At 74.8% G+C, this 15702-nt stretch carries 15 protein-coding genes; 9 read left to right on the plus strand and 6 right to left on the minus strand.

Annotated features, from left to right (window positions below; genetic code table 11):
* The first annotated feature begins 139 nt into the window (after positions 1–139).
* The 6 genes from AC3ERT_RS13060 (at position 140) to AC3ERT_RS13085 (ending at position 6780) form a co-directional block, all read left to right on the plus strand.
* Positions 140–1060 carry a polyphosphate polymerase domain-containing protein gene (locus tag AC3ERT_RS13060; protein WP_435129849.1) on the plus strand — a complete coding sequence of 307 codons (921 nt, stop codon included), beginning with the start codon at positions 140–142 and terminating at the stop codon, positions 1058–1060.
* Positions 1057–1734 (plus strand): DUF4956 domain-containing protein, encoded by a 678-nt coding sequence (locus AC3ERT_RS13065; RefSeq protein ID WP_335979808.1) that lies wholly within the window; start codon positions 1057–1059, stop codon positions 1732–1734. Before AC3ERT_RS13060 ends, AC3ERT_RS13065 begins: the two co-directional genes overlap by 4 nt.
* Positions 1734–3452 carry a CotH kinase family protein gene (locus AC3ERT_RS13070; protein ID WP_435174105.1) on the plus strand — a complete coding sequence of 573 codons (1719 nt, stop codon included), beginning with the start codon at positions 1734–1736 and terminating at the stop codon, positions 3450–3452. Before AC3ERT_RS13065 ends, AC3ERT_RS13070 begins: the two co-directional genes overlap by 1 nt.
* A gap of 146 nt (positions 3453–3598) precedes the next feature.
* Complete coding sequence (locus tag AC3ERT_RS13075) at positions 3599–4351, plus strand: response regulator transcription factor (RefSeq protein ID WP_335979812.1); 753 nt, start codon at positions 3599–3601, stop codon at positions 4349–4351.
* 29 nt (positions 4352–4380) lie between these two features.
* Positions 4381–5919: a sensor histidine kinase gene (locus AC3ERT_RS13080; RefSeq protein ID WP_435174107.1), complete on the plus strand. Its 1539-nt coding sequence runs from the start codon at positions 4381–4383 to the stop codon at positions 5917–5919.
* Between the two features lie 144 nt (positions 5920–6063).
* A complete protein-coding gene (locus AC3ERT_RS13085) occupies positions 6064–6780 on the plus strand; it encodes a phosphatase PAP2 family protein (protein ID WP_435174109.1) in 717 nt (238 codons plus the stop codon).
* A gap of 55 nt (positions 6781–6835) precedes the next feature.
* Here AC3ERT_RS13085 and AC3ERT_RS13090 read toward each other — a convergent pair whose 3' ends face one another.
* Positions 6836–7561 (minus strand): class I SAM-dependent methyltransferase, encoded by a 726-nt coding sequence (locus AC3ERT_RS13090; protein ID WP_335979817.1) that lies wholly within the window; start codon positions 7559–7561, stop codon positions 6836–6838.
* Between the two features lie 196 nt (positions 7562–7757).
* Here AC3ERT_RS13090 and AC3ERT_RS13095 point away from each other — a divergent pair, with 196 nt between their 5' ends.
* Positions 7758–7952, plus strand: a complete 195-nt coding sequence (locus tag AC3ERT_RS13095) for a hypothetical protein (protein ID WP_335979818.1) — start codon at positions 7758–7760, stop codon at positions 7950–7952.
* Between the two features lie 54 nt (positions 7953–8006).
* Here AC3ERT_RS13095 and AC3ERT_RS13100 read toward each other — a convergent pair whose 3' ends face one another.
* The gene (locus AC3ERT_RS13100; RefSeq protein WP_335979820.1) at positions 8007–8423 is read right to left on the minus strand and encodes an ArsR/SmtB family transcription factor; all 417 of its coding nucleotides are present in this window, start codon (positions 8421–8423) and stop codon (positions 8007–8009) included.
* A 104-nt stretch (positions 8424–8527) separates the two neighbouring features.
* On the opposite strand from AC3ERT_RS13100, the gene AC3ERT_RS13105 reads away from it, so the two are divergent.
* Both AC3ERT_RS13105 and AC3ERT_RS13110 read left to right on the plus strand, forming a co-directional pair.
* Positions 8528–10519, plus strand: a complete 1992-nt coding sequence (locus AC3ERT_RS13105) for a heavy metal translocating P-type ATPase (protein WP_435174111.1) — start codon at positions 8528–8530, stop codon at positions 10517–10519.
* The gene (locus tag AC3ERT_RS13110; protein WP_335979824.1) at positions 10516–10767 is read left to right on the plus strand and encodes a hypothetical protein; all 252 of its coding nucleotides are present in this window, start codon (positions 10516–10518) and stop codon (positions 10765–10767) included. The genes AC3ERT_RS13105 and AC3ERT_RS13110 overlap by 4 nt, the downstream gene beginning before the upstream one ends.
* Before the next feature lie 76 nt (positions 10768–10843).
* Here the strand turns inward: AC3ERT_RS13110 and lhgO are convergent, their stop codons facing one another.
* From lhgO to AC3ERT_RS13130, 4 genes are all read right to left on the minus strand, one after another.
* A complete protein-coding gene (gene lhgO, locus AC3ERT_RS13115) occupies positions 10844–12076 on the minus strand; it encodes an L-2-hydroxyglutarate oxidase (protein WP_435174112.1) in 1233 nt (410 codons plus the stop codon).
* Positions 12077–12196: 120 nt separating this feature from the next.
* Positions 12197–13228 (minus strand): alpha/beta hydrolase, encoded by a 1032-nt coding sequence (locus AC3ERT_RS13120; RefSeq protein ID WP_435174114.1) that lies wholly within the window; start codon positions 13226–13228, stop codon positions 12197–12199.
* 219 nt (positions 13229–13447) lie between these two features.
* On the minus strand, positions 13448–14590 hold the full coding sequence (locus AC3ERT_RS13125) for a cytochrome P450 (protein ID WP_435174116.1): 1143 nt from the start codon (positions 14588–14590) through the stop codon (positions 13448–13450).
* A 106-nt stretch (positions 14591–14696) separates the two neighbouring features.
* Positions 14697–15359 carry a GPP34 family phosphoprotein gene (locus tag AC3ERT_RS13130; RefSeq protein WP_335979831.1) on the minus strand — a complete coding sequence of 221 codons (663 nt, stop codon included), beginning with the start codon at positions 15357–15359 and terminating at the stop codon, positions 14697–14699.
* Positions 15360–15702: the final 343 nt, after the last annotated feature.

Raw genomic sequence — 15702 nt, forward strand, 5'->3', positions numbered from 1 at the left:
CGGCTGCGTTTCCCTCACGTTCACTCTTTCGCCATCTGCAAGCCTCCTTGAATCCACCCGGTTTTCTCATCTGCTCCTCATGCACCACTGGTTGCGTGTGCACGGCCGGTCGGTCCGTCACGTACGAGCAGGGAGTCGCATGGTGGTGCGTTCGAGAGCAGTCGGTGCCCAGCCGGCGGGCAGTGCCGAACCGGCGGGCGGCCAGGAGCCGTTGCACGTCGCCAGCCGGCTGCACGCGTTCAACCGGTTCGAGCTGAAGTACCTGGTGCCGGTCGAGCAGGCCGCCGAGATCCGCGACGAGCTGGCCGAGCGGATGGACCAGGACCCGCACAGCCCTGTCGGCGGGTACGGCGTGTGGAGCCTGTACTACGACACGCCCCGGCTGCGGTTCTACTGGGAGAAGATCGACGGCCTGAAGTTCCGCCGCAAGCTGCGCATCCGGCACTACGGCGACCTCGCCGCCGTCACCGACGACACCCCGGTCTGCGTGGAGATCAAGCAGCGCGTCAACCGGGTCACGCAGAAGCGCCGCATCACCCTGCCCTACGGCACGGCGCGACGGCTGTGCGACGGGCGGGAACTGGTCGAGCACTCCGCGCAGGAGAGCGCCTTCGTGCAGGAGGTGCTCGACCTGGGCGTCCGGCTGGACCTGCGGCCCACCGTGCTCACCGGCTACCAGCGCGAGGCCCTGGTCGGGCGGCACTCCGACACCGGCCTGCGGGTGACCTTCGACCGCCGGGTCCGCGGCCGGGACCGGGACTTCCACTTCGGCACACCCACGCCGGAGAACCGCTTCACGATGCCACCGCACCTGAGCGTCATGGAGATCAAGGTCAACGAGCGCACCCCGCACTGGATCACCGACCTGGCCGCCCGCCGCAACCTCAACCTCATCCGGGTCTCGAAGTACGTCCAGGCCGTCGAGGCGTTCGGCCTGGCCCCGCGGTCGGCCTTCCACGTCCACGAGGCGGACTACCCGCCGCCCACCCCCACCGAAGAACAGCCGCCCGAGCAGCGGCCGGCGCACCCCGACGCGCCGTCGAAAGCAGGAGCACAGTGAACTTCGATCTCCAGGAACTCAGCGGCACGTTCAGCGTGGCCGACGTCGCGGCGGCCATGGTGCTGTCGTTCGTGCTGTCCACGATGATCGGCTACGTGTACCGGTACACGCACCGCAACGTCTCCTACAGCCAGTCCTACGTGCAGACGCTGGTCATCGTCGGCATGATCGTCGCCCTGATCATGCTGGTGGTCGGCTCCAACCTGGCCCGCGCGTTCTCGCTGGTCGGCGCGTTGTCCGTGGTGCGGTTCCGCAACGCGGTCAAGGAGACCAGGGACGTCGGCTTCATCTTCCTGGCCATGTCGATCGGCATGGCGTGCGGTGCCCGGTTCTACACGCTGGCCGCGGTCGGCGCCGTGGTGATCTGCGTCGTGGTCGTCGTGATGTTCCAGTTCAACTGGTTCGCGCTCAACGTGCAGCGGCAGGTCGTCAAGGTCCAGGTGCCGGCCGGTGACGACTACACGCCGCAGATCCGCGACGTGCTGATCAAGTACACCACCGAGTTCGAGCTGGTGAGCACCGAGACGATCCGCGGCGGCGCGCTCAGCGAGGTGTTCTACACGGTGCGGCTGAAGCAGGGGGCCGAACCGGGCGACCTGGTCAGCGCGTTGCAGGCCAGGACGTCCGGCCAGCGGGTGACCGTGCTGACCGGTTACGACACCACGGACCTGTGATGGGCGGTCCTGGGGCCGGCGGGCCCGGACCGGACACGCCCGCGACCGTGCGGCGCCGGCGGCGGCTACGGGACCGGCTGCCGGTCCGGCTGCGCCACCACTGGAAGCCGGCCGCGGCGCTGGGCGTCGGGCTCGCGGCGATGGTCGCCCTGCTCGGCAACACCCGGGTCACCCCGTACGTCACCTCCTCCTCGCGCGCCGAGGCCGACCCGATCACCGACAACGTCCGCGGCAGCACACCGCTGTACAGCGCCTCGGTGCCGCACTCGATCGAACTCACCTACCAGCAGACCGACTTCGACAAGATGATGAAGGGGTTCACGAAGGACGGGAGCAAGGACTACATCGAGGCCGACCTCACCATCGACGGGGTGTACCTCAACGACGTCGGAATACGTCTGAAGGGGAACTCCACCTTGTCGTCCCTGCGCGGCACGAGCGGCGGCATGCCCGGCGGCCGGGCGGTGCCCCAGGGCGCGCAGGGCGCCTCCGCCGGTGCTCCCGGGGACACCGGCGGAGGAGGGGGCCAAGGCGGCCCCCAGGCCGCCCTGGGCGGGGGCCAAGACGCCCAGGGCGGGGGCGGGTTCGGCGGGATGGTGCAGTACGACCTGTCCGCGCAGAAGCCCGAGGAGCTGCCCTGGCTCGTCAAGATCGACGAGTACGTCAAGGGCCGCGCCTACCAGGGCGAGCGGGAGATCTCGCTGCGCCCGGGCAGCAACAGCCAGGTGCCGCTCAACGAGGCGCTCGCGCTGTCCCTGACCACGGACGGCGGCCAGAAGGCCGAGCGGTACGCCTTCACCGAACTGAAGGTCAACGACCGGCCCGTCGCCACCCGCCTGATGGTCGAGTCGCCGGACACCGACTACGCGGAGAGCGTCGCCGACGGCAACGGCGTGCTGTACAAGGCAAGGGCGGGCGGCAGCTTCGACTACCGCGGGGACGACCCGAGCGCGTACGAGTCCTCGTTCAAGCAGCTCAACATGACCGGCAGCCAGGACCTGGCGCCGGTGATGAAACTCATCAAGTGGGCCAACAAGGCGTCGGACAAGGAGTTCGCCCGGGATCTGCACCGCTACGTCGACGTCGACTCGCTGGCCGCCTACGTCGCGTCGCAGAACCTGCTGCTGAACTCCGACGACATGTCCGGCCCCGGCAAGAACTACCTGCTCTGGTACGACCTGGACACCAAGAAGTTCTCCGTCCTGGGCTGGGACTACAACCTGACCTTCGGCAGCAACGCGACCGCCGGACCGAAGGACTCCATCGGCATCGGCGGTGGCCTGCCCGCCGCGGGCGGGAACACCGGAGCCGGGGCGGACACGGGAGCCGGTACGGGCACGGCCGGGGCAGCGCCTTCCGCGCTGCCCTCGGGCCTGCCGTCCGGACTGCCGGACGGCGGCGGAGGCGGCGGAGGCGGCGGCCAGGGCGGCGACGCCGGCAAGGGCGGCCAGGGCGGGTTCTCCATGGCCCAGCAGATCCTGAAGACCCGGTTCCTGGCCTCCGACGCCTTCGACGGCGTCTACATGAAGGCGTACCGCAGCCTCTACCGGACCTTCTACGGCTCCGGCACGGCCCTGAAGGACCTGAAGTCCATCGCGGCACAAGCCAGTTCCGCCGAGGCGGACCCCAAGTCGCTGGACACCGCGGTGTCCGCGCTGCGGAAGACCGTCACCGAGCGGGCCACCGCACTCGCCAAGGACAAGGAGGTCACCGGCTGACGTACCGGCAGGCGCGGGCCCGCCGACCGCACCGCCCGACCTACCGACCGCAGGAAGAGAAGGGGAGCCGCACACGGCGGCTCCCCTCCACCCGTGTCCCACCCGCAGTCCCGCCCGTACCCGACCGCACCTCGAGGTATCCGCACGTGACCGATCCGAACGCCCTCGCGCGCCCACCCGCCGCCCGGCACACCGTCCTGGTCGTGGAGGACGACGCCAGCATCCGTACGCTGCTCGCCTCCGCGCTGACCGCGGCGGGCTACGCCGTGGTGCGCGCGGGCGGCGGCCAGGAGGCGATGTTCGCGGTCGGCAGCCGCCGGCCGGACCTGATCGTGCTCGACATCATGCTGCCCGACACCGACGGCTTCCAGTTCACCCGCGACCTGCGCGCACAGGGCGTGTACACGCCGGTGCTGTTCCTCACCGCCCGCACCGGCGTCGAGGACCGCATCATCGGCCTCAGCTCCGGCGGCGACGACTACGTCACCAAGCCGTTCCACGTCCAGGAGGTGCTGCTGCGGGTCCGGGCGATCCTGCGGCGCAGCGGCGCGACCGCGGGTACGGCCGGGGCCCGCCCGCCGCTGCGCTACGCCGACCTCACGCTCGACGAGAGCAGCCACGAAGTGATGCGCGCCGGGCGGCCGGTGAAGCTGTCGCCGACCGAGTTCCGGCTGCTGGCCTGCTTGCTGGCCCACCCGGAGCGGGTGCTGAAGAAGCCGGAGATCCTCCAGCAGGTGTGGCGGTACGACTTCTCCGGCGACACGCGGATCGTCGACACGTACGTCAAGAACCTGCGCCGCAAGCTCGACCGGGACGCGCCACCCCTGATCCACACCGTGCGCGGGGTCGGCTACTGCCTGCGGCTGCCGCCCGACGCGACGGGCCCGGCGCCCCGGTGAGGCGCCCGCCCCGCCCGCGGCTGCCCCGCATGCCGCGACTGCCCCGGCCGCGTTCGCTGCGCGGCCGCCTCATCCTGATCGCCGGCCTGCTCGCCACCAACGCCGTGCTGCTCTGCCAGCTCGCCGGTCTGGCGGTGCTGCGCGGCTGGCTCACCGACCAGGTCGACGACCGCCTCACCCACTTCCGCCCGCCCGAGGGCGTCTACCAGGACCTGGCCGCCGGGCGGATTCCGCGCACGCCCAGCCCCGACAGCGCGCTGCCCTCGGACTACCGCGTCTTCTTCTACGACGGCGGCGGCCGCCTGCTGCACACCTCCATGGGCGACGGCGACGGCCCCGGGCCCCGGCTCCCGCAGCGGGCGGCGGACCTGCACCTGACCGCCGGGCGGCCGAGCACCGTCCCGGCCGAGGGCGGCAGCGGCGGGGCCGGATGGCGGGTGGTCAGCTACGCCGGGCCGGACGCCATGCGGACTGTCGTGGCGCTGCCGCTGGACACCGTGGCCGGCGCCACCGCCAAGCTGCTGTGGCTCAGTCTCGGCCTGGGCGCCGCCGTCGCCGCGGGGGTCGTCGTCCTCGGCAACGGCGCGGTGCGGCTCGGCCTGCGCCCGCTCACCCGCGTCGAGCGCACCGCGCAGCTCATCACGGCCGGGGCGCTGGAACTCAACGTCCCGGTGGCCGACCCCGACACCGAGGTCGGCCGGCTCGGCCTGGCCCTGAACACCATGCTCGACCGGCTGCGGACGGCGCTGCGCCGTACGGAGACCTCCGAGCAGCGGCTGCGCCGATTCCTCGCCGACGCCGGCCACGAACTGCGCACCCCGCTCACCGCGGTGCAGGGCTTCGCCGAACTCCTCCTCGACGAGCCCGGCATGGCCGACCGCAGGCGCCGCGAGGCGCACGCGCTGATCGCGCGCAACGCCGACCGGATGAGCCGGCTCGTCGACGACCTGTTCCTCCTCGCCAAGCTGGGCGACACCCCGGCCGCGCACCGCGAGCAGGTCGACCTCCTCTCGCTGGCGGCCGACACCATCGCGACCACCGCGATCCGCCACCCCCAGCACGCCATCTCGCTGGGGCCGCTGGCGGCGCACCCCGCCGGACCCGAGCGCGACCTCGACATCGTCGAGGCGCCCGGCGACCCGCACCAACTCGCCCAGGTGCTGGGCAACCTGCTGTCCAACGCGTGTACCCACACCCCCGCCGGGACCCGTGTCCAGGTGCGGATCGGTGCCGCGCGCGCCGGGGTGCGCGGCGCCTTGGGCACCGGGGCCGCCCTGCCGCCGGGCACGCCGGTATGCGCGGTGGAGGTCGCCGACGACGGGCCCGGCATCGACCCGGCCGAGGCGCCCCATGTGTTCGAGCGCTTCCACCGGGCGGTGCCGTCCGCCAACGGTGCCGGGTCGGGCGCCGAGCCCGGGTCCGGCCTCGGGCTCGCCATCGCGGGCGCGATCGCGGCGGCGCACGGCGGACGGATCGAGCTGGACAACCGCCCCGGTGCGGGCTGTGCCTTCCGCCTGCTGCTGCCCGGGGCGGGCACCGCGACGGAGGGTGCTGGCGGCACCGTGTAGTGTGATCATTCACCTGCACGACGGCCGCAGTTCACGAGTTGGCCGCTCGGTGTTCATCGTCTACATTCGCGTAGACATACCTGCCGCCACGGCGACGACCGGCCGGGAACGGGCCGTTTGAGCCGGCTTCGAAAGACGATGCTGATGATCACAGGCGCCGCGACGCTGGCCTTCGACGGGTCGCACATCGACGGACCGCTGTTCACCGCCGTCACGGACCTGGCCCGCGACACCCGCTGGCTCAACGGCTTCGTCGCATGGTGGACCAACGCCCAACTCGGGGTCTTCGCGGTCCTCATGGTCATGGGCTGGTGGCGGGCCCGACGGCGGGACGGCGCCGCGATGGCGCTGGCGCTCGCCGTGCCGGTCAGCGTCGGGGTGGCCTTCGCCTGCGCCGAGGTGGTCAAGAAGATCGTCGCCGAGCAGCGGCCGTGCCGTTCCATGCCGCACGCCTTCATCGTCGAGACCTGCCCGGTGCCGAGCGACTACGCCTTCCCCAGCGGCCACACCACGGCGGCGGCCGCGTCCGTGGCCGCGCTCTTCCTGCTCGACCGCCGGCTCAGCGCGATCGCCGCGCTCTTCGCGGTGCTCGAAGCCTTCACGCGGGTCTACGTCGGCGCGCACTACCCGCACGACGTCGTCGGCTCCGCGCTGCTCGCCCTGCCGGTCGCCTACGCCAGCAGCCTGCTGATCGGCCGCCTCGCGGCCCCCACGATCACGCGGCTGCGGGTCCGCCGTCCGAACCCGTTCCTGGCTGACACCCGCTACGCCCCGCCCGCGCCCCGCGGCGCCGCGGACTCCACCCCGAACAGCCGGAGTCAGGGCCAGAGCCACGGCCAGGGCCGCCACGCCCGACGCTGAGCGGCGGCGCCCCTCACCGCGGTCTCGGGCCCCCGCCGGGCGGGCCCGAGACCGCTCACGGGCGGCGGGCGAGGAAGACGAACTCCAGCCCCGGGCGGTCGGGGGCGTCCCGCACGCCGGCCACCTCGAAGCCGGCGGCGGCGAGGTCGCCCTCTACCTCCGCACGGGTCCGGAAGCGCAGCGTCGAGTCCGAGGTCAGCGTCACGCCGTCGGCGGCGAACACGTAGGTCGCCCGGAAGGTGACCAACGGCAGCGCCACGCTGATCAGTTCGTGCCAGCTCTCGATCACGCCTGCGCCCGGGACCTCGGCCACCTGGTGGGAATTGGCGCGGGTCCACCCCTCCCAGGCGCGCCGGTCCGGGTCACGGGTCTCGAACACCAGGTGCCCGCCGGGCCGCAGCGCGCCGTACGCGCCGCGCAGCGTCGCCCGCCACACGTCCTGGTCGGTGACGGCCTGGGCGGCGTTCCCCGTCATCGTGGCGAGGTCGACGCGCAGCGGGGGCAGGGCGGTGGCGTCGCCGTGCAGCCAGCGCACGCGGTCGGCGCCCGGTTTGGCGCGGGCCACCTCGACGGACGCGAGCGCCGGGTCGACGCCCACGACGTCCAGGCCGCGGTCGGCCAGGAGCAGGGCGAGGACGCCCGTGCCGCAGCCGATGTCCAGGACGCTGCGCGCCCCCACCTCGTCGGCGAGCGCGAGATACGCCGCCAGATCCCCGCGGTCCGGGTCGAGCGGGTCGTACAGCGCGGCCAGCCGCGCATGCCCGTAGCACTCGTCAGCCATGGGGCGACGGTACGGGGGCGGGGGTGCCCCGGCCACCGGTTTTCGCTGCGCCGCGCTCCATGCCGCTCACCTGCGGTGAGGGGCCGGCCACTCATTCGTCACCGTCTTGACAGGTGACGCACCCGATGCCAGAGTGAAGCCGTGCCCGAGCCGGGAGCGACACGGCGAGGCGGCACCGACCGAGTGGAGGTTGGCCATGGAGAGCATCAAGATCACGGACAGCGCGGCCGCGGCGGCGCGGCGGGCACGGTTCGGCAGCCTCCCGGAGCGGGTCCGCTTCGAGGACATGGTCGAGGTGGCTCCGGTGGAGGGGAAGGACCTCACGGACACCTACGCCGCGGACAAGTCCTTCATCTCCTACTCCTGCCTCGCCCTCGATCTGGGGCTCTGAGCCCCAGCCCCGCCGAAGGGGCCGCCGGCTGCGGGGCGGCGGGTCGGGGGGCGGTCAGATCGTCGGGCCGGCCGCGAGATCCGCGTCCTCGGCGGCGGGATCGGCGCCGGCGTCCGCGTCGGCGTCGCTGAGTCCGAGGCGCAGGTGCTCGGTGTGGTAGACGGCCTGGTCGAGGAGTTCGGCGACATGGTTGTCGTACAGCGCGTAGACCACCGAGCGGCCCTGCCGGGTGCCGACGACCAGGCCGAGGTTGCGCAGCAGCCGTAGCTGGTGGGAGCAGGCGGACTGCTCCAGGCCGGCGGCGTGGGCGAGTTCGGTGGCCGCGCAGGGCCCTTCGCGCAGGCGGGCGAGGATCAGCAGCCGGGACGGGGTGGCCAGGGCCTGGAGCGTGGTCGCCACCCGCGCGGCGTTGTCCGCGTCCAGGCGCACGCGCGGGACGGCGTTCTTCGCGGGAGCGGCTCCATGACCCATGCGTCAATACTACAGGCGACGCATGAAGGACTGTTCATTTGATCCTGTATCGTGGGCCGGGTCGTCCCTCCTGCCGATGGCCTGCACAAAGGGTCCTGCCTGCCATGTCCTCCACCCTGACCGAGCGCCCCGCCCCCGGGCTGGCCGCGGCGTCCGCCGGAGACGCGCCGCGGCGGCGCACGCGGATCTTCGCGCTGCCCGAGGCCCGGTGGGCGCTCGCCGCGACGCTGCTGTTCCTGGTCGCGCTGCCCCTGCAACTGGCCGGCGCCCCGGCGTGGGCATGGGGCCCGCCGTATGCGGTCGCCTACGCCGCCGGCGGCTGGGAACCGGCCTGGGCGGGGCTCCAGGCGCTCAGGGAGAAGACGCTCGACGTCGACCTGCTGATGATCGTCGCCGCGCTGGGTGCCGCCGCGGTCGGTCAAGTGATGGACGGCGCCCTGCTGATCGTCATCTTCGCCACCTCCGGCGCGCTGGAGGCCCTCGCCACCGCCCGCACCGCCGACTCCGTACGCGGTCTGCTCGACCTCGCCCCGGCCACCGCGACCCGGCTGCTGGACGACGGCACCGTGGAGACCGTCCCGACCGATCGGCTGGCCGTCGGCGACACCGTCCTGGTGCGCCCCGGCGAGCGGATCGGCGCCGACGCCAGGGTCCTGGACGGCGCGAGCGAGGTCGACCAGGCCACCATCACCGGCGAACCGCTGCCGGCCGTCAAGCACCCGGGCGACGAGGTGTTCGCCGGCACCCTCAACGGCACCGGCGCGCTGCGCGTCGCCGTCGAGCGGGACGCCTCCGACTCGGTGATCGCCCGGATCGTGCAGATGGTCGAGGAAGCCTCCGAGACCAAGGCCCCCACCCAGTTGTTCATCGAGAAGGTCGAGCAGCGGTACTCGATCGGCATGGTCGCTGCCACCCTGGCGGTGTTCGCGGTCCCGCTGGCGTTCGGCGCGGTGTTCACCGGCGCGCTGCTGCGGGCGATGACCTTCATGATCGTCGCCTCGCCGTGCGCGGTGGTACTGGCGACCATGCCGCCGCTGCTGTCCGCGATCGCCAACGCCGGCCGCCACGGCGTGCTGGTGAAGTCCGCCGTGGTGATGGAGCGGCTCGGCCGGGTGGACGCCGTCGCCCTGGACAAGACCGGCACCCTCACCGAAGGCACGCCCCGCGTCACCGACATCCGCCCGCTGCCCGGCTCCGGGCTGACCGAGGAGGAGTTGCTCGCGCTGGCCGCCGCGGCCGAGCACCCCAGCGAGCACCCGCTCGCCCGCGCCATCGTGGCCGCCGCCCGCGGCCGGGGCCTCGTGCCGGCCCCGGCCGAGGACTTCAGCTCCGTTCCCGGCGTCGGGGTGAGCGCCCACGTCGCCGGCCGCGCGGTCGCGGTCGGCGCCCCGGCCCGGCGCCTGCACGACCGCGCGGACGACGGCTCCGCCCGCGCCGCCGCGGTCGCCGGCGCGCTGGAGGACGACGGCCGCACCGCCGTGCTGGTCGAGGCCGACGGCATCCCGGTCGGGGTGCTCGGGATCGCCGACCGGCTGCGCCCGGACGCCGCCGCCACCGTCGCCGCCTGCACGTCCCTGACCGGCACGGCGCCGATCCTGCTCACCGGCGACAACCCGCGCGCGGCCGCCCGCCTGGCCGCCGAGGCCGGCATCACCGACGTCCGCGCGGGGCTGCTGCCGCAGGACAAGGTCGCCGCGGTCAGGGAACAGGAGCAGGCCGGGCGCAAGGTCATGGTGGTCGGCGACGGCGTCAACGACGCCCCCGCCCTGGCCGCCGCCCACACCGGCGTCGCGATGGGCCGGGCCGGCTCCGACCTCGCCCTGGAGACCGCCGACGCCGTCATCGTGCGCGACGAACTCGCCACGGTGCCCGCCGTGGTGGCGCTCTCCCGGCAGGCCCGCCGGCTCGTGGTGCAGAACCTGGTCGTCGCCTCGGTGTTCATCACCGGCCTGGTGGTCTGGGACCTGGCCGCCACCCTGCCGCTGCCGCTCGGCGTCCTCGGCCACGAGGGCTCCACGGTCATCGTCGGGCTCAACGGCCTGCGCCTGCTGCGCGAGTCGGCCTGGACCCGGGCCCGCGCCGAAGTCCTCCGGTGAGCCCTCGCCACCCCGACGGGCCCGCGGGCCGCGCCCGGCCCGCCCGCCTCGGCCAGCACGACCTGGGCGCCCGCCACCCGGACGTGCCCGTCGCCCGACGGCGCGAACGCGCCCGCGCCCGCGTCCGCGGCGAGGAGGACGTGCGGGGAGCGCGGATGGCCGCTGCGGTGGACGTCCGGGCAGACGCCGGCCCTGCCGCCGGTAACCGGTGGGGCTCGCCGGCCACCGCCGGCACCGTGGCGGCATGAAGCCGGCCGAATCGCGCCGGCGGCGACCGGTGAACGGTCGGCTGCCGCGACCCGGCGGACCGGGCCGGCCGGAGCACTAGGGGTGCTGGAGGTAGTGGTCGGTGAGGTGGGCGGCGATGGCCAGGCAGGAGGTCGCGGCGGGGGAAGGGGCGTTGCGCAGGGCGGTGACGGGGCCGAGGGCGGTGAGGGTGAAGTCGTCGACGAGGGCGCCGTGGGAGTCGAGGGCCTGGGCGCGGACGCCGGCGGGGGCGGGCAGGAGGTCGGCTGCGGTGAGGGCGGGGACGTAGCGGGCGGCCTGGGCGGCGAAGGCCCGCTTGGACAGGGAGCCGTGGAGTTCGTGCAGGCCGGCCCGCCAGTGGCGGCGGACGAGGCGGCGGGTGCCGGGCCAGGCGAGCGCGCGGCCGAGGTCGCGCAGGTCGACGTCGCGCCGCCGGTAGCCCTCGCGGGCGAGCGCGAGCACCGCGTTGGGGCCGATGTCCACCTGGCCGTCGACGCGGGGGGTGAGGTGGACCCCGAGGAAGGGGTAGGCCGGGTCGGGCACGGGGTAGACCAGCCCGCGCACCAGCCCGGCCCGTTCCGGGCGGAGCCGGTAGTACTCGCCGCGGAAGGCGAGGATCGCCGGGGAGGGCGCGTCGCCGGCCAGCCGCGCCACCGTGTCGGAGTACAGGCCCGCGCAGATCACCGCGCGGCGCAGCTCGTACGGCCGCCCGCCGCTGGTGACGGTGACGCCGTGCGGGCCGGGCCGGATCGCGGTCACCTCGGCGCCGAGCACCAGCCGCCCGCCGGCCGCGGTGACCTCCCCGGCCAGCGCCCGCGCCACCGCGCGGAAGTCGACGATGGCGGTGGTCGGCGAGTGCAGCGCGGCCAGTCCCCTGACCTCGGGCTCGACTTCGCGCAGCGCGGCCGGGTCGAGCCGCCGCACCCGGGGTACGCCGTTGGCGCGGGCCCGCTCCTGGAGGACGTCCAGCCGCGCCACCTCCTCGGGCGAGTGCGCGACGACGACCTTGCCGATCTCCCGGTAGGGCAGCCCGTGTTCGGCGCAGAACTCCTTGAGCAGCCCGACCCCGCGGCGGCACAGCACGGCCTTGAGCGAGCCGGGCGGGTAGTACAGGCCGGAGTGGACGACGCCGGAGTTGTGCCCGGACTGGTGGACGGCGACCTCCGGCTCCTTGTCGAAGACCACCACCTCGGCGCCGCGCTGGGCGAGCCGGCGGGCGACGGCCAGGCCGATCAGGCCGGCGCCCACCACGCCGACCGGCCGGCCCGAACCGCCGCCGCCGAACCCGGGTACTGCGTCCGCTGCCGGCATCGCGGCCCCGCCTTCTTCCGCTCGTCCCTGTCTGACGGCCTGACGGCCTGGCGTCATGGCGTCATGACGGGCCATGGCGGGCCATGACGCCATGCCGTGCCCCCGAGCATAGAAGCAGCTTCAGCCGGGCAGCCCGGCCAGCCACGTCGTGAGGTGCGCGTTCACCTCGGCGGCGCGCTCCTGCTGGAGGAAGTGCCCGGCGCCCTCCAGGACATGGCAGCCGGCCAGCCCCGGCAGCGTTGCCGGATAGGCCGCGATGGCGTCCGCGAGCCAGGTCGTGGAGGCGTCCAGCGACCCGCCGAGGAAGAGGGACGGCTGCCGGACCGGGGCGCCGTCGTAGGCGGCCAGGTCCTCCCAGTCGCGATCCATGTTGCGGTAGCGGTTCAGCGCGCCGGTCAGTCCGGTACGTTCGAACTCCCCCGCGTAGAAGTCGAGTTCGGCCGAGCTGAGCCATGCGGGCAGCCCGGCGGCGGAGCCCTCGCCGCCGGCCGCGGCCCGGCCGCCGCCCGCCGCGGCCGGGAAGCGGTCCCTCAACTGCCCGCCGCGGGTGACGAAGTGGGGGTCCGGCGCCCCGGGCGGCGGCATGGTGCCGGCGGACAGCGCCGCGTAGAAACCGGCCAGCCAGCCCCGCACGTCCGGCTCGATCTCGGCCTCGGCGCGGCCGGGCTGCTGGAAGTAGGAGACGTAGAACTCCTCGTCGCCGCCCATCGCGGCGAAGACCTCGCTGGGCCGCGGGCCGCCGCGCGGCGTGTACGGCACGCTCAGCAGGCCCACCGCGCGGAAGACGTCCGGCCGGACCAGCGCGCTGTTCGCCGCGATCGCCGCACCCCAGTCGTGGCCGACCACCACCGCCGTCCGCTCGCCGAGCGCCTCCACCACCGACGCGGTGTCCGCCACCAGCTCCAGCATGCGGTACGCCGCCGGGTCCGCGGGCTTGGACGAGCGGCCGTAGCCGCGTACGTCGAGGGCGACCGCGCGGTAGCCGGCGGCGGCCAGCGCGGGCAGTTGGCGGCGCCAGGAGTACCAGGACTCGGGGAAGCCGTGCACGAGCAGCACCAGCGGCCCGCTGCCCGACTCCACCACATGGGTGCGCCCCGCGGGTGTCGCGAGCAGTCGGTGGGTGCCGGCTGCGTCGCCGGTGTGCTGGGTCATCTGGGCCTCCCTGGTCCGTACGGCCTGGTCAACGGGGCGCGGCCATCCTGCCGCCGGGCCCTGACCCGATCATCCGGGCGGCGGCCGCCCGTGGCCGACCCGCCTTGCCGGTCCGGCAAAAGGACCGCCCGTTCCGGCGCAACCGGGGCCGCCACGGCATCCCCTCAGCGCACCCGCGGGCCGCCCATGGCAAGCCCTCGGCCCGCCCCCGGCGCGCCCTCAGCTCCGCCAGCGCACCGCCAGCGTCGGCGGCTTGCGGAAGACCAGGCCGCGCGGCGCGCTCGGCCGCTGCGGGTCGAGCCGCAGCTCCGGCAGCCGTTCGAGGCAGGCGCGCAGCGCGACCTTCGCCTCCAGCCGGGCCAGGTGGGCGCCGACGCAGTAGTGCGGGCCGTGGGCGAAGGCCAGTTGGAGCCGGGTGTTGGGGCGGCGCACGTCGAAGCGGTCGGGGTCGGCGAAGACCTCCGGGTCGCGGTTGGCGCCGGCCAGCGAGACGGTGACGAGGTCGCCGGCGCGGACCCGTACGCCGGCGAGGTCGGCGTCGCGGGTGGCGTAGCGGTCGACCACCGCGGCACCGGGCTCCAGCCGCAGGGACTCCTCGACGGCGTTGTCCAACAGGGCTTCGTCGGCGAGGAGTTCGGGTACCACGGCGGGCTCGGTGAGGATGTGCAGCAGCGCGTTGGCGATCATCGCCTCGGTGGTCTCGATGCCGCCGAAGAGCAACACGGCCGCGTTGGAGGCCAGTTCGGCCGGGCCGAGCCGGCCGTCGGCGGCCGCCCGCACCAGCAGGGAGTCCGCGGCGCCGGCGTCCAGGGTGCCGGCGACCGCCGTGCGCAGCGCCGTGTAGGCGGCCGGGCCCTCCGCTCCGGCGTCCTCGCCGTGGGTGAGCCGGTCCACCGCCCGCACGATCGCGTCGTACCACGCCAGGATCGCGGGTACGGGCACGCCGGTCAGCCCCAGCACCTCGGCCATCACCACCGCGGCGAGCGGACCGGCGAAGTCGCGGCGCAACTCGGCGGCGCCCTGCGGCGCGAGGGCGTCGAGCAGCCGGCCGGCCTCGCGCGCCACGGCCGGTTCGAAGGCGGCGTGCACCGCCCGCGGCCGGAAGGGGGCCACGAACGGGTCGCGGTGGCGGGCGTGTTCGGGTCCGTCCAGCGAGAGCATGCTCGGGCCGACGACCTGCGCGGTGGTGAAGCGCGGGTCATCCACGGTGTAGGTGGCGGCGTCCCGCATGACCTCCACGGCCAGGGCCCGCCCGGTCACCATCCACCCGCCGAGCGCGGGCAGCCACACCACGGGGGCGCTCGCGCGCAGCTCGGCCAGGTGCGGGTGCGGATCTTCGGCGAGCTCGGCGAGGGTGACCACGCGACGAACCCTAACCCGGCCTCCCGGGCCCCTCCGGCCCGCCCCCGCCCCCGCCGCAGCCCCGGCCCGGGCGGCGGGCGGACGCGGCGCGGGGCCCGCGGGCGGGTCAGTAGCCGCGGCGGAGGGTGGCGGCGTGGGCGTCGTCGAGGCGGCTGGCGCGGCGCCGGCGCTCGGCGGAGAGCTCGGCGACGGCGTCGGCGAGGGCGGCGAGGATCGCCTCGACGGCGGGGTCGTCGATGCGGGCGGGCAGGTCGGGCGGGCCGGCGGGGGCGGGCGCGGGCAGGCCGAGCGCGGGGTCGGGTGGCGGGGGCGGCGGGGCGCCGACGGTCGCGGCCAGCGCGAGCAGCACCGGTTCGTCGGCCGCCCAGCGGTGGGCGGCGCGGCGCCGGTCCGCGGTGTCCAGCAGCACCGTGCGGCTGCCGCCGAAGGCCAGCCAGCGCCGCTTGCGCTGCCGGGCGACGGTGCCCTCGTCGGTGAGGACGGCCAGGTACGCGGCGGCCAGCCCGCGGCCGCGGCGCCACAGCCACTCGTCCACCGTCTCGAAGGGCAGCGTGCGGGACAGCGCGGCGGCGGCCTCGCCCAGCAGCCGGTCGTCGTGCGGCAGCCGCTCGCCCGGTACGACCCGGCCGCCGGTGAGCGTGGCCGCGCCGGACCGCAGCAGGTCCACCAGTTCCGCCGCGGCCAGCCCCAGCGAGAGGTCGCCGGGCGCCACCTCGCGGCCGGACGGCAGGTCCAACGTGGTGATCAGGAAATCACGCGCTGTGGTCATGGCTGCTTCCCGTTCCGGATGACGGCGGCGGTGGCGACGGCGGCCGTCGTACGGTCGCGCCGCCCTCGGCCCACGCCTCGATTATCCCTCCCCGCGATCTCCGTGCCGGAGCCGCCCCGCCTCCGCGGCCACGGCCCGTGCTCCCGGGTCCGCGCCAGGACCCGCGCCGGCTCCCGCGTCAGGACCCGCCCCGGGGCCCGCGTCAAGACACCGTCAAGGCCGCAGGTGAGCGCGTCAGGAAGGCGCTAACGGACGGCTCCGGGCCGCCCCGGACGGGCTTCAGTGGGAGCGCCCGCCGACCGGTCCACGGCCCGCGGGCGGTCCCGTCCCCTTCCGAACCACT

The sequence above is a fragment of the Actinacidiphila sp. bgisy145 genome (assembly GCF_057708125.1).

Excerpts from the sequence above, each read along its gene's own strand:
- AC3ERT_RS13060 (WP_435129849.1), top strand. The coding sequence starts at position 140 with ATGGTGGTGCGTTCGAGAGCAGTCGGTGCCCAGCCGGCGGGCAGTGCC.
- AC3ERT_RS13070 (WP_435174105.1), top strand. The coding sequence starts at position 1,734 with ATGGGCGGTCCTGGGGCCGGCGGGCCCGGACCGGACACGCCCGCGACC.
- AC3ERT_RS13080 (WP_435174107.1), top strand. The coding sequence starts at position 4,381 with ATGCCGCGACTGCCCCGGCCGCGTTCGCTGCGCGGCCGCCTCATCCTG.
- AC3ERT_RS13085 (WP_435174109.1), top strand. The coding sequence starts at position 6,064 with ATGATCACAGGCGCCGCGACGCTGGCCTTCGACGGGTCGCACATCGAC.
- AC3ERT_RS13090 (WP_335979817.1), bottom strand. The coding sequence starts at position 7,561 with ATGGCTGACGAGTGCTACGGGCATGCGCGGCTGGCCGCGCTGTACGAC.
- AC3ERT_RS13095 (WP_335979818.1), top strand. The coding sequence starts at position 7,758 with ATGGAGAGCATCAAGATCACGGACAGCGCGGCCGCGGCGGCGCGGCGG.
- AC3ERT_RS13100 (WP_335979820.1), bottom strand. The coding sequence starts at position 8,423 with ATGGGTCATGGAGCCGCTCCCGCGAAGAACGCCGTCCCGCGCGTGCGC.
- AC3ERT_RS13105 (WP_435174111.1), top strand. The coding sequence starts at position 8,528 with ATGTCCTCCACCCTGACCGAGCGCCCCGCCCCCGGGCTGGCCGCGGCG.
- lhgO (WP_435174112.1), bottom strand. The coding sequence starts at position 12,076 with ATGCCGGCAGCGGACGCAGTACCCGGGTTCGGCGGCGGCGGTTCGGGC.
- AC3ERT_RS13120 (WP_435174114.1), bottom strand. The coding sequence starts at position 13,228 with ATGACCCAGCACACCGGCGACGCAGCCGGCACCCACCGACTGCTCGCG.
- AC3ERT_RS13130 (WP_335979831.1), bottom strand. The coding sequence starts at position 15,359 with ATGACCACAGCGCGTGATTTCCTGATCACCACGTTGGACCTGCCGTCC.